Genomic DNA, 22,693 nt, shown 5'->3' with positions numbered 1-22,693 from the left:
CTATTTAATTCCAATAATATATAAAGCACCGATTATTAGAGTAACAAACATAATAAATGCATAATCAAATATATAACCAGTTTGTAACTTTATAGAACTTTTTGAACATTCATTAACCAACCTTACAACACCATTTGGTCCAAATGAATCAATAGCCTTAACATCAAACTTCCATAGAAGCCTAGATATAAACCTTATCGGTGCAATTATAACAAACTCATACACCTCATCAAAGTACCATTTATTCTGCAAAAACTTAAGTAAAAATTTACTCTTAATTTGCCTAATTACTTGATATTGGTAAATTAGGTACGCAAGTGCTATTCCACTTAGGCTTGCTAAGGTTGGCAGTAGTTTTATAAAGAAATTATGAACTCCATGCTCATCAATCATCACTAAACTTGATTTCCAAAACGCATTACTAGTTATGTTCAAAATATTTGCTCCCCATATTCCAGAAAATACTGATCCAAAAGCGAGTATCAGTAATGGTATAAGCATAATCTTTGGTGCCTCATGTATATTAATTTTACTTTGTTTTTGGCTGTGGAACACAAGAAGCAATAACCTCCAAGAGTAAAACGCTGTGAAGAATGCAACAACTAAGCTTATTACAAAAGCAAAGCTATCCGTGCTATAAGCATGTTCAATTATCAAATCCTTTGAATAAAAACCTGCAAATGGGAATATCCCAGAAAGCGCAAGAGATCCAATCCACATGAGAGCGTAAGTGCAAGGGATTTTCTTCCAGCAATTTCCCATTTTCTGAATGTTTTGCTCATGATGCATTGCATGAATCACATTGCCAGCACCAAGAAATAGTAGAGCTTTAAAAAAAGCGTGTGTCATTAAATGAAAAATAGCAACATTGTAAGCAGAAAGCCCACATGCCATGAACATATAACCAAGTTGACTGCAGGTTGAATAAGCAATTATTTTCTTTATATCGTTCTGAGTAATTGCAACGGTGGCTGCAAAAAAAGCAGTGAGTGCTCCAACGATAACTATTAATTCTCGTGCCACATTTGATAACTCAAACAATGGAGAACACTTTGCTACTAAAAATATACCTGCTGTTACCATCGTTGCTGCGTGAATAAGTGCAGAAACAGGAGTTGGCCCTTCCATTGCATCTGGCAACCAAACATGTAAACCAAGCTGTGCAGATTTACCCATACAGCCAATAAAAAGTAATATGCATATTATATGAGTTACTTTGAATTCACAGCAGAATGCCCTAATGTTCTGCGTGCCAAGAAGATCAGTTGTGTCAAAAACTTCAGTAAAATTCAAAGAGTGAAATGTATAATAAATAAGAAAGATTCCAATCAATAGTGCAAAGTCTCCTACCCTATTCACAACAAATGCTTTAATTGCTGCATTATTTGCAGAATATTTTTGGAACCAAAATCCTATGAGTAAATAAGAACATAGGCCAACCCCTTCCCAGCCAAAAAAAAGCTGCACGAAATTATCGCTTACAACCAGCACAATCATGCAAAACGTAAATAGCGATAGGTAAGAAAAAAACCTCGACTTCCCCTTATCATGCTCCATATAACCGATAGAGTAGAGATGTACTACCAGTGAAACGGTGGTAATAACAATAAGCATTAAGGATGAGAGAGCATCCACACTAATTGCCCAATTTACTTTTAAGATGCTCAATGAAAACAAAGGAAATAAACTCAAGTGATAATTTTCAGAGAAGGTGAGAAAAACATACCAAGATAAAACTGCAGATATTCCAATCCCTGCCGTTGTAACTAACTGACTTTTTCTAAAAAGTGCTGCAAATAGCGAACCAAAAAGTGGCAAAAATACTATTAATTTCAGTATATCCATCATACTTTCATTCTTTCATTAAATTTGCTTGTTCAACATCTATATTGCCACGGCTTCTATAATATACAACCAATATTGCAAGCCCAACTCCTGACTCTGCTGCCGCAACAGTCAACACAAACATCACAAAAATTTGCCCAACTATATCATTCATAAAGGCAGAAAAAGCAACTAGATTGATGTTAATCGCCAACAATAATATTTCTATTGATAACAATATATTGATTATGCTCTTACGGTTGATGAAAATACCGCACACCCCAACAGTGAACAAAATAGCAGCAACTATCAAAAAATGATTTAATCCTATTTCCATTCCACTCCTTTTCCAAATTTAGCCTTAACCAATTTTACAGATGAAGATTGCGTCAATTGCTTTAATACATTCTGTTTTTTAACTCCTTTTTTCTTGTCCTGCAAAGTAAGAGCAATTGCACCGACAATTGCAACAAGTAGCAAAATTCCAGAAAGATGAAAAGCGTACATGTAGTCAGTGTAGAGCAAATTACCGATAGCTTTCACGTTATTGGCATTATAGTTTATAACATTACTTATATTCAGCGTTGAGCTGCGGATTACAAAACTGATAATCAAAAAAAACACACCACACAATATAGCACCAAGAGTGAAATGCTTCGCAAAACCCTGGCGCAATCTTATGTAGTCAATATCGAGCATCATAACTACAAAGAGGAACAACACTGCAACTGCACCGATGTATACTATCAGTACCATCATAGCGATGAATTCAGCTCCAAGGAGAATGAAAAGCACTGCAGAGTTAACGAAGGTGAAAATTAAAAATAATACTGCATGCACAGGATTTCTTACACTAATTACGCATACAGCAGATAAAATGCTAAGAATTGCAAAAAAATAAAAGAAAAAAGGCATTGATACTTTAACTGCAACAATAGTTACTAATTTAAAGTGACTATCGTTGTAAAGTCAATATTATATTAAACGTTTGAAAACATTGTACTACAAAGCTCCAGCTCCATTTTAAATTATTATACAGAGCGCTTTCTAAGTGCTTAATCAATACACTAAGTCCTTAATTTATCAATATATAATATGTGTATGTTAGTAATTAATGGCGGCTCAAAATGTACAACATATTTGGTTATTTTAAAAGCAACAATAGTTCTAACGCACAAAGTAGCAGACTAGATGGAGAAAGTTATCAATACACCACAAGAGACTATATGACAATTTACTTTAATAACACACTAGCAAGTTTCAGTAGATCATTGAGAGAATTTAAAGAAAAAGCGTATGGATTTATGTATGATATCGGAACTTGGTTGAAAGAAACATATGAAAATCTCACTGAACGACCTGCAACGCATAATCGCTATACCCCAAAAGAAAAACCCCTTGTTGAAGTTGAAGAAATAGAAATGAAGGAACTAAACCGTACATATAAGCCATTCCAAACTCCACTTATCCACCCAACAAGCAGAAGTTCTGGTGCCAATACCTCAAATCAAGTTGTTGTTACTCGACATACACCTGAAACTACTAAAACAAAATAGATGTAAAACCTACGTTTAAATATGTAGTACTTGAGTGAAGCATTCTTTAACTGTTCTATTCAATAAAACCTTTACAATATTTCAATCATAGGTTTAACTTTACGAAGTTATAATCTATAGGGCTACGATGAACGATTATCTCTCACTGCTAAATCCAGAACAACAATCAGCTGTAACTAACATAGATGGACCAGTTTTGATACTGGCAGGAGCCGGGACGGGAAAAACAAGAACGATTACTTCAAGAATAGCACACATAATTAGAAACGGTCACGCTTATTCTGATGAGATATTAGCAGTTACATTTACAAATAAAGCAGCAAATGAGATGGTATCAAGGGTACTTGAGCTAACGGGCACAAACATACCATGGCTTGGCACTTTCCATGCAATTGCAGCAAAAATCTTGCGCCTGCACGCAGAAATTGTGGGCTTAAACCCCAATTTTACAATCATTGGTGTGGATGACCAATTACAGGTAATAAAAAATATTATCAATGAAATAAATCCTGATTACCTATCAGAAAAATGTAAGACCATTATGAATATTATTCAGCAATGGAAAGAGAAGTGCTTATTGCCATCTGAAGTGGAAGATATTCAATCATTTAGGCCAGTATATGTAACTGCACTCAAAGTCTATCACCAGTATCAGGAAAGGTTGAAATTCCTTAATTCTGTCGATTTTGGTGACTTATTGCTATATAACATACAGCTCTTTAATCAAAAGACCGAAGTTCTGTCCTACTACCAAAACAAGTTTAAATATGTTATGGTAGATGAATATCAAGATACAAATGCGATACAATATCTTTGGCTAAAATACCTTGCAAAAGAGCACTCAAATATTTGCTGTGTAGGAGATGATGACCAGTCGATATATAGTTGGCGTGGTGCAGAAGTTGAAAATATTTTGAAGTTTTCTGATGATTTTAAAAATGCAAAAACCGTTAAACTAGAGTGTAACTACAGGTCAACATCCCACATACTTGCAACTGCGTCATATGTTATCAATCACAATAAGACTCGCTTAGAAAAAAAATTGTGGACAACAAACATTGAAGGGGAAAAGGTAAATCTAATAAAATTATGGGATGGGAAAGCTGAAGCAAGGTTCATAAGCGAACAGATATTGAAACTCAATAAATACAGATTTAGTGACATTGCAGTGCTGGTAAGGGCCACTTTTCAAACTAGAGTTCTCGAAGAGTATTTTATAAAATATTCAATTCCCTACAAGATTATAAGTGGCGTAAAATTCTACGAACGTCAGGAAGTCAGGGATATAATTGCATATTTAAGACTTGTTACAAACAATAACGATGACTTAGCTTTCGAAAGGATAGTAAATCGGCCAAAAAGAAGCATAGGAGCTACAACTCTAAAGAAAATATACACGACTGCTCAGGATAACAGAATTTCTTTTTTTGAGGCAGCAAAAATATTAGTTAATAGTAATCAGGTAACCGAAAGAATTAAACTCTCACTCAACGATTTTTTAAATAAAATTAAAGCTTGGGAAGAAATAGTAAGCGTAAAACCACTGCATGAATTCGTTAAAATCGTAGCAAACCAATCAGGATATATTGAAATGCTTGAAAATGAGGAGGTAACAGGCTTAGCACGAATAGAAAATGTTAAAGAGCTCATCTCATCTTTAAAAAATTTCGATAATGCCACAACTTTCTTGGAGCATATAAGTCTGGTGATGGAAGTGGATAATATGAATAACGATGACACCGTATATGTTATGACTCTTCATGCAGCCAAAGGACTTGAATTCCCGTGCGTGTTTCTACCTGGTTGGGAAGAGGGATTATTTCCTCATCAAAGATCTTTTGATGACAAAAGTGGTAAAGCTTTAGAAGAAGAAAGGAGACTCGCATATGTTGGCATAACCAGAGCCAAAGAAAGGTTAATCATTTCATGTGCAGATAGGAGGGAAATTAACAACCAGTGGCAACCGATGCGCACTTCTCGGTTCATTAAAGAATTGCCAAGAGAAAATGTTGAGGTAATTAAAAGCAACATTGCCTACTGTTGAAGCTATAATTGCAGATAAACATATCTTACAAATCTGAATTACTTTAACTATATGTTTCTCCTGGCAAAAATTCTGTAACCGTTCACACTTAATTCTTCAATCTCATACCAATTTCTATTACATAACAAACAAATAGACAATAGAAGTGAGAAGGTTATACTAAGGCAGTATAATGATGGAGTTTTGGAATGGCATTGGTATCAGGTTGCAATTTTAGCTTACATTATGCCAATCTTTCTTCAATTGCTGCTCGCATAAATTCTGCCTGTCTTTTAGTTCTGCAGTGCACTATCGCATCATCCACATATCTTTCAAATGGTACTGTTGGGTGATTTTGTTTCATCCATATATCAAATGCATGGTGCATAAATATGTTTGAAATGATTGGGCTTATTGAACCTCCTTGCGGAACTCCTTTTTTCCCTAACTACCTTACTGCCATCTGCTTGCTGAATAGGGGATTTCATCCACCTTTCAACATACAGTATGACCCATTTGCAGTCTGTGTGCTTCTTGATAGCCTGCAGTGCTAAATTGTGGTCCAGATTGTCGAAAAATCCTGTAACATCAACAGCTTTCTTGGTAATCGTATCCTGTCTCCAATAAACAGCGGTTTTGCTATGTATCCTTGATCAGCAAAAAACTTACGTAAAGTTGGAGCCTTGTATTTAGCTTGAGTGAAAAGATTTAGAGCACCATCACGATCTTGAACACTTGCACTATGAACATCAGCCGCAATAATTAAGCCCACTGTATCTACAACAATATGACGTTTTCTACCCTTTATTTTTTTTTCAGCATCATATCCTCTGGATCCCCTTTTTGAGTGGTTTTTACTGATTGACTGTCAATTATTCCTACTGAAGGTGTTTCATTTTTACCAAACATTTTTCTTACCTCTTTTACTAGCATATTATGTATTTTTTCCAATTTGCCATTACTACGTCACCTGAGAAAATAGTCATACACCGTCTTCCATGGAGGAAAATCTTTCGGCAGCATTCTCCATTGACAACCACCTCTCATTATATACCTTATTGCATTAATAATTGTTCTGATATTGTGCTTTCTTGGCCTCCCTATCTTTCCTTGTGCAACATGTGGCTCCAAAATTTCCCATTCCTTATCACTTATATCACTTGGATACAATTTTCCCTCCTATTTTTTACTTACACTATCATATTTTTTTCCTCATTCCTTTTTAAGACATACTCTTAGACAACTGGACGTCAAGCCTATCCTAGTGCTGCATATCAAGCTCATACTCAGTATGTAAATCTTTGACTAAAGCTACAGCGCATTCTTTTTGAACAATTATACTGATTTTGATTTCAGATGTTGTGATAGCAAGTATTTCTATCTTTTTTTCGCTTAAAACCTTGAGTGTGCGGTGCATCACTTCAGTGTTAGACATAACACCAATACCAATTATTGAAATTTTAGCTACATTATCGTTTATAGCATAATTTTCATTCTTATTCAGTAACTTTTCCATTAAATCAATATCAAATTTGGAGATAACAAAACTTGACCCATGTATCATATCAATTTTAACGTTTGCTCCTGCTATATCTCTTAAAGTACGCAAGTTATTTGCAAGGTTAGTGAAAGTTACAAGAGCTTCATTAGTGCTATAAGTTATTCCAGTAATTAAGTATCTCTCTAGTACATCCCTTTTGTGTAGCACTGTGGTGCCTTCTACTTCCTTAAAAGTGGATAGCACTTGCACTTTAATGTTATGTTTCATTGCAAGTTGTACTGAACGATTATGCAGTATTTTAGCACCAGATGACGACATTTCCAACATTTCATCGTAAGAGATAAATTTGAGCTTGCGTGCCTTTGGAACAATTCTCGGGTCTGCTGTATATATTCCATCAATATCAGTAAAAATTTCGCAAGTTCTAACACCAAAGGCTACCGCGAAGGCAACTGCTGATATATCAGAGCCTCCTCTTCCAAAAGTAGTGATTCTATCATCATTTATACCCTGAAAACCAGCAATGATCGCAGCAGTATAACCCTCAGCAAAAGATCTTTTCACACGTTCAATCTTTATTGTTTTTATTTTAGACTCAGAATAAAAATCATCAGTTACAATTGGTAACTGCCAGGCAAGCCACGATTTAGCATTAACTCCGATCGATTGGAGAGTGATAGCTAATAGACCGCAAGAGATTTGTTCTCCTGCTGAAAGCATAACGTCATACTCTGATAACTCTTGTCTATAACTTAAATTTGAGATTTGCCTAGCCTGAAAAACCATTTGGTCAGTAAATCCTGCAACAGCAGATACAACAACGATTACATTACAACCTTTCTCAATATCGTTTTTTATCAAATTTGCAACTCGGTTTAAATCAGTTAGCGAAGTCCCACCAAATTTTTTTATGATTATTTTGTCCATAGTTACAATATAACTCTCTTCTGAAGAAAAATATAGTTTTTGTAGAGATAGCAGCTTGCAAGCCATTCAGAAAAGGGAAGACAAAGCTATAGCTAACGCGTCATACCACGATTCATTCCATAGCTGTACGAACATTCATTTTTGAAGGTAAATTGCACAGCAAATGGTGTCATCCCAGTGCCTAGACACTGGGATCCAGAAGACTTAATTTCAACCAAGTGGCTGCATAATAAAGGCTGGATTCCAGTGCCAAGCACTGGAATGACACCCTCCCTTGTGGAAATTGCTCTCAAATCACAATGTTCGTACAGCTATGGATTCATTCGCGGTATAGATTCCGCTAACTAGTAGCGGAATGACGAATTTGTTGTTTTAAAATTGTCAGTAAATCTAAGTCAGTTTAGCTATATAGCACGAACTAAACCACTAAGCAGCAGAAGACCTTGCATGACCTCCAAAAAATGTTTTTACTCTTTCAAGATAAGTAAGTGGTTCTGCAGGAATTTCTATCTCGTCTATCTTATAAGATATTGCTGCATCTATGACTTCATCTGTTATTAATTCTCTTAGCCTTTGTTTTATTTGCCCTCTCCGAATATGTTCTCCATAGTCGTTATAAAACTTTACATATAATTCCTTAAACACAAATTCTTTTATAGCATCTCTTGTATAAGAAATGCCATCCTTTACTTCATCACTCACGCTGCTCAAATCCACCCCAGAACTTGGTGAATACAAATTATCAAAATTTTCTTTCAAAACTTTTATTTTATGGTAGTGCTTATCCACATATTTCTCAAGAAATCTTTTAGTAGCATCACTAGCCAACTTTCCTATTGGCTGAGGCTCTAGTTGAGCTGCAAAATTATTTTCCGCTTTAAGACCACTTAATGCATAAATGATACGGTTGAGCATTCCAGGACCACATTGGCGATTACTTTCCTCAAAGCGAACCAGTAATATAGACTTCAATAATTCTATATCTGCATTTTGCTTTCTTGCCGCAATTAAAACTAAATTTATAGCCTGTGTCAATGTCAATCCGGTTTGTGAATCTGCCCAATTTACCCACTCCCCAGTTTCATAACCATCCAATCTTAGATAAGGTTCTATCATTCGTTTTTGCTGACTTGTTAAACCGCTTATATAACTTTTAAACTCTTCATCCAACTCATTTAACGGCGTACCATGTTCTTCCTTTAATTTTTTGGCACATTCAATAACGCTTTGCTGAAAACTTCTAGTATGAACGCTCTGACTACTAGTACCCACATCACTTACATTAAACAAAAAGCTTAGCTGCTTTACATTCAAACCCAAAGGTGAAAAGAGTTTTACTGATGGATATTTTATTAACTCAAGAAGTGCTACTGGAATTAGCAGTGCATAATTTAACAATAATAAACCAAAATTAAATATAAGAAACCCACGTAGAGCTGATACCTTTGATGCAATATACAAAAATGGAAGCTGTAGGTAATATATCAAGTGTATACTGAAGAATAAGATTTTGTCCTTTAATTTTATTGTTGGATCTTTATAAACCTCAAACAACATGCTATTGCTATCAATATTGTTGTTTTTAAAGGAGGTATAGTTGTTTATGATCTTCTCTTGCAAGGGAAGAAGCATTTTATTCAGGCAAATAAACGCAGCAATAACAATAAAACCTGTAGCCAAAAATGCTAGTGCAGGGCTAGAAGTGCTTGTAGATAAATAGGCATAAAGACCATCAACAATTAAGTTTTTGTATAATCTTTCAAAGGGACGAACTAGAATCGGGTCAAGGATATAGTTAACAAGAAGATTTAAATAATACACGAGAAACAAAAGTGCAATCAAAAATGCAATAATACTACAAACAACCAAAAATGCTTTTAATCTCGGATTCATAACCCCCTCTTAATAATCTGTTAATATAATCTATTTTAGGAATAAATTGAAAAAAATGCAAGTTTTTATGTTAAAAGATCAATTGAAATTTCTGAGTTTAGGGTATATTGTTAATCTATTTAGATAAGAATTATTGTGTCAAATAAAATAGGTTTTTGGGCTATTTTTGCCTTAGTGATTAGCAGCCAAATTGGCTCTGGAATTTTTATGCTTCCAATTAGCCTTGCTCCATATGGCATGTATAGCCTTATAAGCTGGATAATATCAGGGCTTGGTGCTATATCTCTTGCTTTAGTTTTTGCCTCACTCTGCGCAAAATTTCCGGAAACGGGTGGCCCTCACGTCTATGTAAAGCATGCTTTTGGCCCTGCTGCAGCTTTTTTTGTTGGTTGGACGTATTGGGTGATCTCATGGGTTAGCACAACAGCCGTAATAGTTGTGGGTGTTGGTTATCTTACACCATTTTTCCATGAAGATATTCAAAACGTACATCTGTTTTTAGAGATGTTATTACTTACAATTATTACACTAATAAATTTTAGAGGAGTAGCTACTGCTGGACGTGTTGAGTTTTTATTGACGGTGATAAAAATTTCTGTATTGCTTGTAATACCTATAGCAGCATTGTTTTTTTTTGATAGAAATAACTTCATCATAAGTGAAGAAATATCAAATCTTACAACATCGCAGATTCTTGCCCGTTCTACACTTATTACTCTATGGGGTTTTATTGGAGTTGAATTGGCAACAGCACCTGCAGGGTCAGTTGATAATCCAGCTAGAACAATACCAAGAGCTGTGGTACTTGGAACAATCTCTGTTGCTGTTGTGTATTTTATCAACAATCTTGCAATTATGGGATTAATAAATGGCAATGATTTAGCAAGTTCAAGAGCACCATATGTTGACGCAATAAAAATTATGGCCTCTGGCAATTGGCACTTGATTATTTCTATAACTGCGTTCATTTTTTGTGTTGGTACTTTAAACGCTTGGGTACTAGCTAGTGGACAAGTGGCCCTTGGCCTTGCAAAAGATAAACTGATGCCACAGTTTTTTGCTCAAAGAAACAAGCACGGTTCTCCTTTCTGGGGCATAACAACTAGCTCAGTTGGAACTGCAACTTTACTAATCCTCACTTCAAGCAACAATTTTGCTAAGCAGATCACATCAATTATCGACTTTTCTGTAGTTTCATTTTTATTTGTTTACCTTGCATGCAGTCTTGCTTTTCTCAAAGTTATTGTGCAAGAAAAGAGTTGTTACAAATTTTTAATTGGCAGTATAGCAACAACCTTTTGCTGCTGGGTAATATTTGAAACTTCTGTGAATACCTTGCTGATCGCAAGCTTATTCACTGCAAGTGGCGTACCTCTTTATTTATTTTGGTATCGCAGAGTTTCTGTATAGCAAATGTTATGTATCTGTTCAGCAGAGTGGCAAAATAAGGTAGACGAGAAAAGACAACTATAGGAAGAAATGGGTGTCATGCCAGTGCGTGACACTGGCATCCAGTTCTTTCGCGCAGTTCCATCAAAAACGTTGTAAAGGATTAATCGCTTTCGTGTTTACCAACTTAGTGCCCAATCTGGATCCCAGATACTGTCTCTGCTGTCAAACAAATTATCCAACAAAATTACAATTAAATGGTTGATTATTTTTAAGAATACCAAAAAAGACATGCATTAATTTTCGCATTAACGCAAGAACTATGACTTTTGGACATTTGCCTTTACTTGCTAGACGCTGACAAAACTTTTGAAAATGATTATTATGGTTTTTGACTACTATAGCTGGCATATAAAGAGCTTTTCGAATACGCTCAGATCCTATTTTGCATATGCAACTTCTCTTACTTACTGACGATCCCGATTGATAATGTCCTGGATTTAGACCAGCAAAAGCTGTAAATTGTTTAGCATTGTCAAAGTTATCAACTGATGGCATTTCTGCGACAACAGCAACAGCAGTAAGATATCCTATACCTTTTATAGTCTTAAGGTTTTCCACCATATTTTTTAGATGTGGATAGTTATTTATATGCTCATTAATTTCTTTTTCGAGAACAATAATTTGCTCCTCTATTGCCAAAATTACTTTAGATATAGCTTCTTTGCAACTGGAATGCATATTTTTGTTTTCCAAGCGATTTGTCTGTTGCACCTTATCATCTTTTAGCGATTGCATGCAACGGTAAAGCTCCCTCAAATGCCTCATTTCAGGTGCAATGGGCTTCCAAAGAGCAGGTTTGTTGGCGATACAAAATCTAGCTATCATAGCTGCATCTGATTTATCTGTCTTATTTCTGAGCAGCTCACTTTTGCCAAAAGCTTTCTGGGTTTACTATACTGACATTATGTCCTAAATCGTGCATAAAAGTAGCCAAATCTTCTCCATACCAACTAGTTGCTTCAAGACATAAATGAGTAAGATTTGCTCCATGGCCATTGCACCAAACTACAAGTTTTGCAAAACCATCTTGATTATTTTGAAAGACTTTGTGTCGTTTTTTACTGTCCACTAACAAACAAACATCAAATTTCTTTTTTGAAATATCCACACCCAAAATAGCATTTACTTGCATAAAATTGCCTCCAAGACTATAAATAAACTGAGAGTTTAGACTAACCTTGTAATACGGGATATAATTCCAAAAGATACTGTTCAGTCTTTAACTCTATGGGAGGGAAGCAAAATCTGGCTTAATGGCATTAGTGTCGCATCAGCTTCACCCTCCCTGTGAGGTATTTTAGCTCTAATGCCTCACATCATAAAGATACAAGTGTCACGCACTGGGATGACGAGAAAGGAGCACTGGAATTTTTGTTTCAATATTTGTACATGAGCCATGCATCTGAACAGATACAATGTTATAACTAGAGATAATTTTTAAATGATTGATATTTATGAACTACGACTTTTCTTGTTGTCCACTTGTTCAACATTACCCTTCTCAAGTTTACTATCTACTTCTTTTGTGTGTTCATCATCTATACTAGTTTCATCTTTTATCTTACTAGGGTAATCTTCCTGCGATTTTTTATATGCTTCCATGTTGTCATATATAGGGTTACTGATGATTTCTATTTTTTCAGGTGTGAAAATCCTTGCTAAAAATCTCCTTATTATTGGTATTGACCTTAAGAGATCTCTTAGCTTTGAAGATTCTTGTCTTTTGTTTAGAGACTGTTGGTCTATTTTAGAGGTTTTTACACCATACTTTTTATCATCAAAATTTATTGTAGGCTTTCTTTTATTCGAAAGAACACTTTGGGCCTTTGATCCATTGGTTCCTTCAGGCCCTTGAGGTGTAGACATTGCAGGTTTAACCTTAGTTTCATCGTATTCCTTACTCATCTTTCATTTCATTATGTAATATTACTAATATTGCATAATAATAGCTAAATTACAATTAATTGCAAGGTAAAAATATTAAAACAATTGTAAATTTTGTCAGTAAAAATATAATAGAACTTTAAAATTAGAGGTTCATCTATATGAGATACAAAATTGCTGTTATTGGAGCAACCGGAAGAGTAGGGCGTGAGGTATTAAGCACGCTTGCTGAATTTCAAGATGAGGCGATAGATTGCGTTATTGCACTTGCATCGAAAAAATCAGAAGGGAAGAAGGTGAGCTTTGGTGACAAAGAGTTAACAGTTTTATGCCTTGAGGATTATGACTTCGTTGGAACTAATGTAGCCATTTTCTGTGCTGGATCTCATGTTTCTGAAGAGTATGTACCAATTGCAACACAGGCTGGATGCATCGTGATAGATAACAGTTCCCATTTTAGAATGAAAGAGGGTGTGCCACTCATTATTCCAGAGATTAATAAAGAAAAAATTATGGAATATAAAAACCACAACATAATATCCAATCCAAACTGTACTACAATACAGATGCTGCTAGTACTACATCTATTACACCAAAAAGCAAAAATAAAGAGAATCGTTGCTTCAACTTATCAATCAACTTCTGGTGCAGGCAAAGCAGCAATGGATGAGCTCTATGACCAGACAAAAAAAATCTTTATGAACGAAGCTAAAAAACCCAAGATATTCTCTAAGCAAATAGCATTCAATTGCATTCCCCATGTAGGAGAATTCATGGAAAATGGCTCTACAGAAGAGGAATGGAAAATGCAAGAGGAGACAAAAAAAATTTTAGAGGAAGATATAAAAGTTACTGCAACTTGTGTAAGGGTACCCGTCTTTATCGGTCACGCTATGGCAGTAAATGTGGAATTTGATCAACATATCACTGAAGAACAAGCTCGTGAAGTGCTAAGTGAAGCCGAAGATAGTGGAGTTTTAGTGTACAACAGGCGTGAAGATAGTGAATACATAACTCAAATTGATGTTGTACAGGAGAATGCTGTATATGTATCGCGTATTAGAAGAGACAATACTGTTGAGCACGGATTAAATATGTGGATAGTGGCTGACAACCTGCGCAAAGGCGCAGCATTAAATATAGTGCAGATTCTTGAGATTTTGATAAGAGAGCATTTGTCAATCAAGTGCATATAGAGCGCACGTACGTTGTAATTCGAAGGAAATTGTATATCACATGGCAGCGCGTGACGCTGGAATGGCTTTGTTGCATCGCTACTTATGAAAGGCTAACTATAATTAGGATTATAAGCAACTTATTGAAAATCTTGTTTTTTTTGCAATCAATCTGATCAAATTTAAGAATAGTAACTTGTTATTTATATTAATAAATTTAATTCTATTGAAAATAGCTAAAGCATTGAAATTCTTGAATTTTAGCCGGATTAGTGAGTGGTAGTGAAATTTCTTTTACTCAAATTTAGGTATTCACTGACCGTTCTTGTTATAAATACCAGAATAATAAGCTACTGATATTCTCCACCTTTTTTATCTTTAATCCATCATAGCTAGCGATGCAACAAAGCCGGCTGGATTCCAGTGTCAAGCACTGGAATGACACCATTTGCTGTGCAGTTTACCTTCAAAAATGAATGTTCGTACAGCTATGGAATAAATCGCGGTATGACGGTTCGCAGCGGTATAGTAACTCGTCACCCCGCTATTTGTTAGCGGCTGAGATACCGCGGCGGTATGACGTAGAAGCTATACTTTTATACTCACCAACTCAGTATCCAATCTGGATCCAAGTAGTCAAGCTATTCGGATGACACCCTCATAAAGTGAAATGAGATCCCGCTAACACGTAGCGGGATGACGAGAAAGGGGCTACTCGGATGACACCCTCATAAAGTGAAATGAGATCCCGCTAACACGTAGCGGGATGACGGGAAAAGAGGTACTGGGAGACATCCTTCCTGGTAGACCCAAATCACAATGTTCGCACAGTTGTGCGTCACGCGCTGCCGAACACTGTATGGTTATACAAGAAAAATTAAGGCTTAAAAGGAATTTTAAGTATCAGGACTCAAGGTTTTTATTCCTTCTTAATAAAACATAAAAAGCCCCTTTACCACCATGTTTTTTCGTAGCTTGTTGGTAGTATAGAACCATATGCTGGATTTTAGTGTCATTTAACCATTTATTTAAGTTACTCTTTATAGTGTCTGTTTTGTTTGTTGCACTGCCGTATCCCGTAATTACCAATAAACATCTATTTCCTGCTCGATAATTTTTGATAATAAAATCTATCAATTTACAGTAAGCATCCTCTATATTATAGCCATGCAAATCGAGCTTATCGCTTATAAAATATTTACCCCTATCAACTTTTGATTTTGTGTTTTGGTCAAGACAAAATGATGAGTTACTATTATTGGTATTAAGAAAATTCCCTTGTAAGTCGGAGGTACCTTTATCAACCATAGACTTTATATTTACTTTATGATCAACTTTCAAAGTAACTTTTCCACATTTTATTGGCTTAACATTTTTTTGCCAATCCAACTCATCGTCCGACATAAACGCATTAATCGAATTGTATAATTTTACAACAATATTCAAACATAGTAAAATGTTGCTTATTCTATAAAAACCCGATTTTCAATAATACGATGAAATCGTCAAAAACTAATGAGAATTTTTGGCTGTATGGAAAGCACACCTGCATGTCAGCACTGAAGAATAAAAATAGGCGGTGTATAGAACTGTTAGTAACAGAAAATTTCTATAGAGAACACGAAAAAGAAATTAAGCAATATGCAAATAGTAAGGGCATTAAAGTTCGATTAGTAGAAAACAAAATACTTAATGACGTTTTACCCAAAGGTGCTAACCATCAAGGAATTGCTTTAAATGTTGCCCCTATTCTTTATAACTTAAGCATCGAAGAAGTAGCTGAAAGCTCAAACGACAGTTCTACTATAGTCATTTTAGATCAAGTCACTGACACGCACAATATTGGATCAATTTTAAGAACTTCAGCTTGTTTTAATGTCGACGCATTGGTTTTACCACATAACCATTCACCGAGTGAAAATGCATCTATTGCAAAAGCAGCAAGTGGGGCTTTAGATATTGTTCCGCTAATATACGTTACAAATATAGTAAAAACTATGCAGTATTTAAAAAAGGTCGGCTACTGGTGTTACGGGTTTGATTGCAATGCTAAAGAAAATATAGATGAAATAAAGAGTTTTGAGAAAAAAAGAGTAATTATTTTTGGTTCTGAAGAGAAAGGAATGCGGAGGTTAGTTAAAGAAAATTGTGATTATCTTTTAAAAATCCCAATGTCAAATGCAATTAACAGTTTAAATGTTTCAAACGCAGCAGCAATAGGCCTATATTCTATTTATATTAAAACAAATGCCAGCGCATAGCTGTTTATAATAAAAACACTTGATAAAAATATGGTTTTATATTATAATGTGTTAAGTAATGGATAAAAGGAGTTATATTATGTCTTATATGAGAAATGAACAGGATATTCGCTCTCAAGGCGTTTATTATAGTGCTGGGCTTAGAAGTTACCTAACTAAAGTATATAATTACATGGCTTTAGCTTTGGGCGTCACAGGGCTTGTTGCATTTTTAACAGTATTTTCTGGTCTTTTTCAAGTAATTTATTCTAATCCCGTTCTATCGCTTGTGGTAATGTTATCTCCAGTTGCATTGGTGTTCTACATGTCTTATAGAATTCAACACCTAAGTGCTCAGTCTGCCGTTACTATATTTTTCTCGTTCTCAGTGTTAATGGGGCTTTCCTTATCTTATGTTTTTATAGTTTATACTGCAGAAAATATAGCAAGGGCGTTTTTCATTACATCAATCATGTTTGGCTCTATGGCTTTATATGGCAATACTACAAAAAGAGATCTTACAAGTATGGGCTCTTTCTTGATTATGGGAGTTTGGGGGTTAATCATTGCGTCTATAGTAAATTTATTTCTTGGAAGTAGTCCTCTCCACTTTGCAATATCGTTCATATCAGTAATAGTCTTTACCTTAATGACTGCGTATGATGCTCAAAGAATCAAGGACGTTTATTATAAACATAATGACGGATCAGAAGTTGCTACTACTAAATTGGCAATACTCGGTGCAACTAATCTTTATTTTGACTTTATTAATATATTTCTCAATCTACTCAGGTTACTTAACTTGTTCAACAATAGGGATTAGATGTTTTCCTTTTTAAGGAAAGGCAGTAAGAATTCTATAGTTTTCTTTTTAGTATCTTTAGTTGTGTCGATGATATGTCTTGCATATGCATCGGTACCTCTATATAGCATTTTCTGTAAAGCTACTGGGTATGGTGGCACAATAAGAAAAGTAACTAACACAACAACAAATATAACTAACCAAAAGATCAGGGTCCATTTCAATGCTGATATAATGTCCGATCTACCTTGGGAGTTTAAATCAGAAACTAACTACGTTGACGTAAACATAGGAGAACAAAGTTTAGCGTTTTATTACGCAAAAAATCTATCTGATCAGCCTTCATTTGGTATGGCGGTGTATAATGTTACGCCTTTCAAAGCAGGTAAGTATTTCAATAAAGTTGCATGCTTTTGTTTTGAAGAGCAAATGTTGCTACCAAAACAAAAAGCAGCTATGCCCGTATCTTTCTATATAGATCCTGAGATAATGCTTGATAGTAATACAAAAGATTTGGGCGAAATAACACTATCATACACGTTCTTTAAGCTTAAGTAACAGAATGTTTGCAAACCGTGTCATTTCAGTAATCAATAGGGTGTCATCCAAGTAGCTGACACTGGAATGACAGGAGGTAACGCAAGAAGTCTATTGATTGTGAAAACAATAACTTTGCAAAATATTAATTGTTAGATAACATAATCAAAGTTTTTATCTTAATATTCATCATGGTTAGAGCTATACAAATTAAAAAAACTGGGGGACCAGAAGTATTAGAATTTGTAGATAAGAGTATAGGTGAGCCAAAAGGCGAGGAAGTTTTAGTACGTCACACAACTATCGGCTTAAATCGTTATGATTTAGAGCACAGAAAAGGTACGCGCAAAATTAAAAATTTACCATCAGTGCTTGGGGTAGAAGCAGTGGGAGTTATTGAAAAGCTTGGTAAAAAAATCAGTGATGGATTGAAGGTTGGAGACAGAGTTGGATATTGCACAGCTCCTCCAGGGGCATATTGTGAAAAGCGCATTATACACCAGAAATATCTGATAAAAATTCCAGATGACATATCTGATGAAGTTGCTGCTGCAGTGCTGTTTAAAGGTATGACAGCTCACTATTTAGTTAATCAATCTTATAAAGTTAGGCCTGGTGCTTTCGTGCTAGTTCATGGGGCTAATGGTGGTTTAGGACAAATAATATGCCAATGGGCAAAGGATAAAAAAGGTGTAGTGATAGGTTCTGTAAGCTCTGATGAAAAAATGAAGATAGCTTTACAAAGTGGCTGCACATACGCAATAAACTACAATGATAAAGACTTCGTTTCTAAAGTTATGGAGATTACGCAAAACAGAGGAGTAGGTGCAGTGTATGACCCTATAGGTTACGCTACAAGCAAGCTTTCTTTTGAATCTTTAGGCAGGTTCGGCATATACGTTTCCTATGGGCAGATATCAGGTAACGCTCCTATTAGTTTTTCTTTACTTAGTTCACGTTCGTTATTTGCAACTGGAACCTCAATATACCATTATAAGCATGATAGATTCACATTAGTGCTTACCACAATGGAAATCTTCGAGATGATAAGAAAAAAACTTTTAACTGTACGGATCAATAAAAAATATAAATTTGATGAAATAATTCAAGCACATCGTGATATGGAAAATAGAAAAGCGAGTGGGTTAAATATTATCAAAATCTCTTAAATAAATTAGTAATTTAAACTAACCATTCATTAAGTCATATCAACTAGAACTTCACATATTTAATTCTCCTTTTGGGGGAATTAAAAGCATATAGCTAAACTGACTTAGATTTACCGACAACCGTCATCCCGCTACGTGTTAGCGGAATCTATACCGCGAATAGACTTCTTGCATAACCCAAATTAAGTAGAAAAAGGTATCATCCGAGTAACTGACACTGGTTCCTTTATGACGGTAGTAGCCCCCCTTCTCCTGTCATTCCAGTGCTCCCTTTCTTGTCATCCAAGTAGCTGACACTGGGATGGCTTTGTTGCATCACACTTTATGAGATGGTGATTTATGGTAAATTCATGTAACTATCTCAAATTTAGCCATACCAATATCAGTGAACTTATTGAGCAAATAGCATTTAACAAGTAGTTCCTTCTCTCTATTTGTCTCAGATTTATTCCTAAAACTAAACCCGAATGTTTGTTTCAGTTGCGAGAAAAAACTTTCTATATAAGATCTTTTTCCATAACTCATCTCTTTTTTCCACTTCTTTATACCATCTTCATCATATGACTTTATGAGCTTGACTGCAGAATTTCTCTCAGCCATATAGTCTAACTTTGGATGCTCTGCTGCGTTGTTTTTCGGAGGAATTTTCGTTTTTATACCATATTGATTACACAGCTTATAGAGCTTTTCTCTGTCATATGCCCTATCTGCATATAGTACTTTTATGACATACTGAAAATCGACTTCTTTTAGCAAATCACAAGCTCCATAGTGATCAGCCGTTACTGTATTTTACAGCTATGGCTTTTTTGTTGTTTATATTCAACATTACGTGCAATTTTCTCGTTTGCTCATAGCCACGATATTTTCTGTCAGTGCTATTTTCCTTGCTGTGTGTTGTTGTATATACTAATTCCTGTACTGTCTATAGCAATTTCGATATCTTCCATATTATTTTCTGCAATCATTTATCTTAATATTAAGTTTCTTTTGATGCTTGTGAATAGCTGCAAATCTCTTCCTATTTGTTGCAAATACCCTTTTATAAACCCGACTGTTTGTCTTAAACCAATTCTAAAGAAACTGACGATTATATGCACCAAAATCACAACTTTATCACTATAAATATAGTTGCCGCCCTGCATTTTTGGACAATTCTCGTACCAATTTTCTATGGCGTCATTGATATAACAAAAAATGCTTCCTCTTTCTTGGAGAAATTTGTTATATTCATGGCAGTTACTGACTCTCATTTTTTGTGGCATATTTTTTCTTCAACAGTTAAATGGCTATTTATAATGAATTTTGTCAGTAACTGCCAGTTCTTTTCGCTTGAGCGATGCAACAAAGCCCACTGGGATCCAGTTTCACCTTGTGATGGTGTCATGAAAGTAGCTGACACTGGTTTCCATCCAAGACGGTGTCATTCCTTACTATTACCCACAAATATAAATGGACTAAAAAGTAAAATATTACAATATTAAAGTTTGCAAATATTGAGGGTGTAAAATGGCAAGTAAAAGTAGTGAATGGGCTAAAAATGAATTTGGAGATAAAAGGTTAACTGAGCGATTAGTAAAGATTGCTGATATGTTTGACAAAATTACCTGAAAGTTAGATTAATCAAGCATGTGAAAGTTGGTCAGAAGCAAAAACAGCATAACGTTTTTTTCAAAATGAGAATGTAAAAGAAAGTGATATTTTAGCTACACATATTAATAAGACGGTTGAGAGAACAAAAGCTCACAAGAGGGTTCTTGTCATTCAAGATACCAGTTACATTGTATATAATAACCATAAAAAAACAAGCGGATTAGCAAATTTGTCCAGTTATGATACTGCAAAAGGTATTATAATGCATACAGCTCTTGCCGTTAGTATAGAAGGTTTGGTACTAGGGATACTAGATCAAAAAGTTTATTCAAGACCTGAAGAAACTGAGAACCTTAAAAAAAAGAGCGATCGCATTGAAGATAAAGAAAGCGTAAAGTGGTTGGAAACTTTAAGAAAAACAAATAATATTATTGATCCAACTCAAACTGAGACTATAACTGTATGCGATAGAGAAGCAGATATATATGACTTTTTTGAGCTTGCACATAATCTTAATTCGGCAGTGCTAGTTAGAGCATGCAGAGATAGAGCAGTAAATAGAAAATCTCGATATCCTGAAAAAGGTGAGCAGAAGTTATGGGCATTTATTAAATCCTCTCATTGTGCAGGTACGGTAGAAGTTGAAGTTCCTGTAAAAGATAATAAGCCAAAAAGAACAGCACGTTTGGAAGTTAGATTTGGAAAGTTTATGATGAATCCATCTAAGAATAATATTAGGCATAAGACGGAAGAACTACCTAAATTACCACTTTATGCAGTTTATGTTGTTGAGAAAACTCCCCTTCCCTTAAAAAAAACCGCTAGAATGGATGCTATTAACGAATCTTTCAGTTAATACTTTCGATGAAGCTGTTGAAAAAATTAGTTGGTATCAACTATGTTTTTTAAAAATTTTTTTATTTGTGTAATTTTGCAAATTATATGGGCAATAAAAACCCGTTTGTCATAGAAATAGAATTTTATATCAAACAGCTACCACAGCAATTTCTGCTTAAGCTAATGAATATGTGCTTTAAGTCTGTGTGGACGCACATATTCATTAGCCAATTTCAGTTACCGTTGTGAAGATTTTTAAGTATGCAAATTAATTGCTTCTTTAAGTCTTGTATTAGCAATTACTATAATTTTACGCATTAGGGCTGTTATAGCCACCATCTTCTTCTTACCACTTTCAACAAGCTTAGAATAAAAGGCGCCAAGTATAGATTTTGACCTTGTAGCAGCCATAGCGGCTGTAAAGAGCTTTGAACGAACGTTACTTCTACCACCTGTAATCCTTCGGTAACCAACAGCTTTACCACTTTCTTTTGGATGCGGTGCAACTCCGGCAAGACTTGCTACTTCTTTTCTATTTAAGTAACCAAGCTCTGGCATTAAACACAAAAAATCTTGTGATAACTTTTCCAGGAACTGTTTTAAGAATTTTTTGGCGTTGTTGTAATTCGCGGCTTTCATCAATAATCTTTTGTATAGTATCATTGAGTTCGTTTATTTGACTATCGAAAAACTCAATGGTCTTTTGACAGCTTTCTTTTATATGATCATTTTCCGGTGCTTCAAGTCTGCATTTTTCTTGAGTTCTCATTTGCGTAATATCATCACGACGTTGACAAAGTGCAGCCAAAGTTGATTGTTCTGTAGAGGTAGGTACAAATAGAGAGATAGTTCTATGGCGTTCAAATCCATATTGAGCAAGAGCTCTTGCATCTAGACTTTGCTAAAGTTCCGTGAGATAAAATAAAGCTTTTTACTTTACGAGTATTAGCTCGATGCACGGCAATATTTTTGTCGGTAAGAAAATGTGATAAGCCAAGCTCATATTTCCCTGTATTTTCTAAAGTCACTAAAGCATTAGGTAGAATATCTGAAAACTCTTGAAATAATTGTTGCCAACCAGAAGCATTATTATCAAATTCGACAGCATTCTTCTGTTTGTGAATTGCAACGATATTTTTAAATTTTCCGATGTCAATGCCAATAAAATTTTGATAAGATGTAACCATAATAAACCTCGATAGTTTTAGTTAATTTAAGATTGTAAACGGGTGCATATATATGTCCCAAGCAACTATTCAAACGTATCGAGAGATAGGGCT

Annotated in this window: 24 protein-coding genes and 3 pseudogenes; 10 read left to right on the top strand and 17 right to left on the bottom strand. The window is 35.0% G+C overall.

The features are described from left to right. The 3 genes from nuoL to ACFEL3_RS06480 are packed head-to-tail and all read right to left on the bottom strand — an operon-like array spanning position 1 to position 2,739. Complete coding sequence (gene nuoL, locus ACFEL3_RS06490) at positions 1–1,848, bottom strand: NADH-quinone oxidoreductase subunit L (protein WP_022626390.1); 1,848 nt, start codon at positions 1,846–1,848, stop codon at positions 1–3. 4 nt (positions 1,849–1,852) lie between these two features. Continuing rightward, positions 1,853–2,161 (bottom strand): NADH-quinone oxidoreductase subunit NuoK, encoded by a 309-nt coding sequence (gene nuoK / locus ACFEL3_RS06485; protein ID WP_010962953.1) that lies wholly within the window; start codon positions 2,159–2,161, stop codon positions 1,853–1,855. Continuing rightward, a complete protein-coding gene (locus ACFEL3_RS06480; RefSeq protein ID WP_010962952.1) occupies positions 2,152–2,739 on the bottom strand; it encodes an NADH-quinone oxidoreductase subunit J in 588 nt (195 codons plus the stop codon). Before ACFEL3_RS06480 ends, nuoK begins: the two co-directional genes overlap by 10 nt. Before the next feature lie 212 nt (positions 2,740–2,951). Here ACFEL3_RS06480 and ACFEL3_RS06475 point away from each other — a divergent pair, with 212 nt between their 5' ends. Both ACFEL3_RS06475 and ACFEL3_RS06470 read left to right on the top strand, forming a co-directional pair. Continuing rightward, complete coding sequence (locus ACFEL3_RS06475; RefSeq protein ID WP_010082321.1) at positions 2,952–3,380, top strand: hypothetical protein; 429 nt, start codon at positions 2,952–2,954, stop codon at positions 3,378–3,380. Between the two features lie 127 nt (positions 3,381–3,507). Next, entirely contained in the window at positions 3,508–5,424 is a 1,917-nt protein-coding gene (locus ACFEL3_RS06470; protein ID WP_375316757.1) for an ATP-dependent helicase, read from the top strand. 223 nt (positions 5,425–5,647) lie between these two features. Here the strand turns inward: ACFEL3_RS06470 and ACFEL3_RS06465 are convergent, their stop codons facing one another. The 7 genes from ACFEL3_RS06465 to ACFEL3_RS06435 all read right to left on the bottom strand — a co-directional run bounded on the left by ACFEL3_RS06465 (position 5,648) and on the right by ACFEL3_RS06435 (position 9,724). Continuing rightward, positions 5,648–5,791, bottom strand: coding sequence for a Putative reverse transcriptase (locus tag ACFEL3_RS06465; protein ID WP_022626389.1), 144 nt, complete (start codon positions 5,789–5,791; stop codon positions 5,648–5,650). A 162-nt stretch (positions 5,792–5,953) separates the two neighbouring features. Further along, entirely contained in the window at positions 5,954–6,190 is a 237-nt protein-coding gene (locus tag ACFEL3_RS06460; RefSeq protein ID WP_238513961.1) for a hypothetical protein, read from the bottom strand. A 17-nt stretch (positions 6,191–6,207) separates the two neighbouring features. Further along, entirely contained in the window at positions 6,208–6,336 is a 129-nt protein-coding gene (locus ACFEL3_RS06455) for a hypothetical protein (RefSeq protein WP_255317429.1), read from the bottom strand. Between the two features lie 33 nt (positions 6,337–6,369). After that, entirely contained in the window at positions 6,370–6,573 is a 204-nt protein-coding gene (locus tag ACFEL3_RS06450) for an IS5 family transposase (protein WP_007549940.1), read from the bottom strand. 91 nt (positions 6,574–6,664) lie between these two features. Then, positions 6,665–7,831, bottom strand: coding sequence for an aspartate kinase (locus ACFEL3_RS06445; RefSeq protein WP_010962950.1), 1,167 nt, complete (start codon positions 7,829–7,831; stop codon positions 6,665–6,667). Positions 7,832–7,923: 92 nt separating this feature from the next. Then, the gene (locus ACFEL3_RS06865) at positions 7,924–8,124 is read right to left on the bottom strand and encodes a hypothetical protein (protein WP_010962949.1); all 201 of its coding nucleotides are present in this window, start codon (positions 8,122–8,124) and stop codon (positions 7,924–7,926) included. Between the two features lie 133 nt (positions 8,125–8,257). Next, entirely contained in the window at positions 8,258–9,724 is a 1,467-nt protein-coding gene (locus ACFEL3_RS06435; RefSeq protein WP_208571710.1) for a hypothetical protein, read from the bottom strand. 135 nt (positions 9,725–9,859) lie between these two features. Between ACFEL3_RS06435 and ACFEL3_RS06430 the strand changes: the two genes are divergently transcribed. Continuing rightward, entirely contained in the window at positions 9,860–11,134 is a 1,275-nt protein-coding gene (locus ACFEL3_RS06430; protein WP_010082345.1) for an APC family permease, read from the top strand. 213 nt (positions 11,135–11,347) lie between these two features. On the opposite strand, the gene ACFEL3_RS06425 is transcribed toward ACFEL3_RS06430, so the two are convergent. The 3 genes and pseudogenes from ACFEL3_RS06425 to ACFEL3_RS06415 all read right to left on the bottom strand — a co-directional run bounded on the left by ACFEL3_RS06425 (position 11,348) and on the right by ACFEL3_RS06415 (position 13,081). Further along, positions 11,348–11,671 carry a transposase gene (locus tag ACFEL3_RS06425; RefSeq protein ID WP_182183164.1) on the bottom strand — a complete coding sequence of 108 codons (324 nt, stop codon included), beginning with the start codon at positions 11,669–11,671 and terminating at the stop codon, positions 11,348–11,350. Positions 11,672–11,923: 252 nt separating this feature from the next. Further along, positions 11,924–12,308: pseudogene (locus ACFEL3_RS06420) on the bottom strand (IS110 family transposase); the annotation flags it as partial. A 320-nt stretch (positions 12,309–12,628) separates the two neighbouring features. Further along, the gene (locus tag ACFEL3_RS06415; RefSeq protein WP_015589289.1) at positions 12,629–13,081 is read right to left on the bottom strand and encodes a hypothetical protein; all 453 of its coding nucleotides are present in this window, start codon (positions 13,079–13,081) and stop codon (positions 12,629–12,631) included. A 140-nt stretch (positions 13,082–13,221) separates the two neighbouring features. Between ACFEL3_RS06415 and ACFEL3_RS06410 the strand changes: the two genes are divergently transcribed. After that, positions 13,222–14,256 carry an aspartate-semialdehyde dehydrogenase gene (locus ACFEL3_RS06410; protein ID WP_010962945.1) on the top strand — a complete coding sequence of 345 codons (1,035 nt, stop codon included), beginning with the start codon at positions 13,222–13,224 and terminating at the stop codon, positions 14,254–14,256. Between the two features lie 882 nt (positions 14,257–15,138). On the opposite strand, the gene ACFEL3_RS06405 is transcribed toward ACFEL3_RS06410, so the two are convergent. Continuing rightward, positions 15,139–15,639 (bottom strand): Smr/MutS family protein, encoded by a 501-nt coding sequence (locus tag ACFEL3_RS06405; RefSeq protein ID WP_010082340.1) that lies wholly within the window; start codon positions 15,637–15,639, stop codon positions 15,139–15,141. A 92-nt stretch (positions 15,640–15,731) separates the two neighbouring features. On the opposite strand from ACFEL3_RS06405, the gene rlmB reads away from it, so the two are divergent. The 4 genes from rlmB (at position 15,732) to ACFEL3_RS06385 (ending at position 18,983) form a co-directional block, all read left to right on the top strand. Then, positions 15,732–16,496, top strand: a complete 765-nt coding sequence (rlmB, locus tag ACFEL3_RS06400; protein ID WP_038199241.1) for a 23S rRNA (guanosine(2251)-2'-O)-methyltransferase RlmB — start codon at positions 15,732–15,734, stop codon at positions 16,494–16,496. Positions 16,497–16,575: 79 nt separating this feature from the next. Beyond that, positions 16,576–17,298, top strand: a complete 723-nt coding sequence (locus ACFEL3_RS06395) for a Bax inhibitor-1/YccA family protein (RefSeq protein ID WP_010962942.1) — start codon at positions 16,576–16,578, stop codon at positions 17,296–17,298. Next, entirely contained in the window at positions 17,299–17,835 is a 537-nt protein-coding gene (locus ACFEL3_RS06390) for a cytochrome c oxidase assembly protein (protein ID WP_010082343.1), read from the top strand. A gap of 170 nt (positions 17,836–18,005) precedes the next feature. Further along, positions 18,006–18,983 (top strand): quinone oxidoreductase family protein, encoded by a 978-nt coding sequence (locus ACFEL3_RS06385; protein ID WP_038199239.1) that lies wholly within the window; start codon positions 18,006–18,008, stop codon positions 18,981–18,983. A 348-nt stretch (positions 18,984–19,331) separates the two neighbouring features. Here the strand turns inward: ACFEL3_RS06385 and ACFEL3_RS06380 are convergent, their stop codons facing one another. Next, on the bottom strand, positions 19,332–19,739 hold the full coding sequence (locus tag ACFEL3_RS06380; protein ID WP_095742788.1) for a transposase: 408 nt from the start codon (positions 19,737–19,739) through the stop codon (positions 19,332–19,334). Between the two features lie 212 nt (positions 19,740–19,951). After that, the gene (locus tag ACFEL3_RS06375; RefSeq protein ID WP_233641170.1) at positions 19,952–20,158 is read right to left on the bottom strand and encodes a transposase; all 207 of its coding nucleotides are present in this window, start codon (positions 20,156–20,158) and stop codon (positions 19,952–19,954) included. On the opposite strand from ACFEL3_RS06375, the gene ACFEL3_RS06370 reads away from it, so the two are divergent. Together ACFEL3_RS06370 and ACFEL3_RS06365 are read left to right on the top strand one after the other, a co-directional pair. Next, positions 20,078–20,467, top strand: coding sequence for a hypothetical protein (locus ACFEL3_RS06370; RefSeq protein ID WP_179943772.1), 390 nt, complete (start codon positions 20,078–20,080; stop codon positions 20,465–20,467). The two genes, ACFEL3_RS06375 and ACFEL3_RS06370, sit on opposite strands and share 81 nt — an antisense overlap. A gap of 25 nt (positions 20,468–20,492) precedes the next feature. Continuing rightward, positions 20,493–21,475, top strand: a pseudogene (locus tag ACFEL3_RS06365) (IS4 family transposase); the annotation flags it as partial. A gap of 193 nt (positions 21,476–21,668) precedes the next feature. Here the strand turns inward: ACFEL3_RS06365 and ACFEL3_RS06360 are convergent. Continuing rightward, positions 21,669–22,600 (bottom strand): annotated as a pseudogene (locus ACFEL3_RS06360) (IS110 family transposase). Positions 22,601–22,693 lie beyond the last annotated feature (93 nt).

Source organism: Wolbachia endosymbiont (group A) of Opomyza germinationis (genome assembly GCF_964264765.1).
Lineage (GTDB): Bacteria > Pseudomonadota > Alphaproteobacteria > Rickettsiales > Anaplasmataceae > Wolbachia > Wolbachia pipientis.
This window is presented reverse-complemented; position numbering and strand designations above follow the sequence as displayed.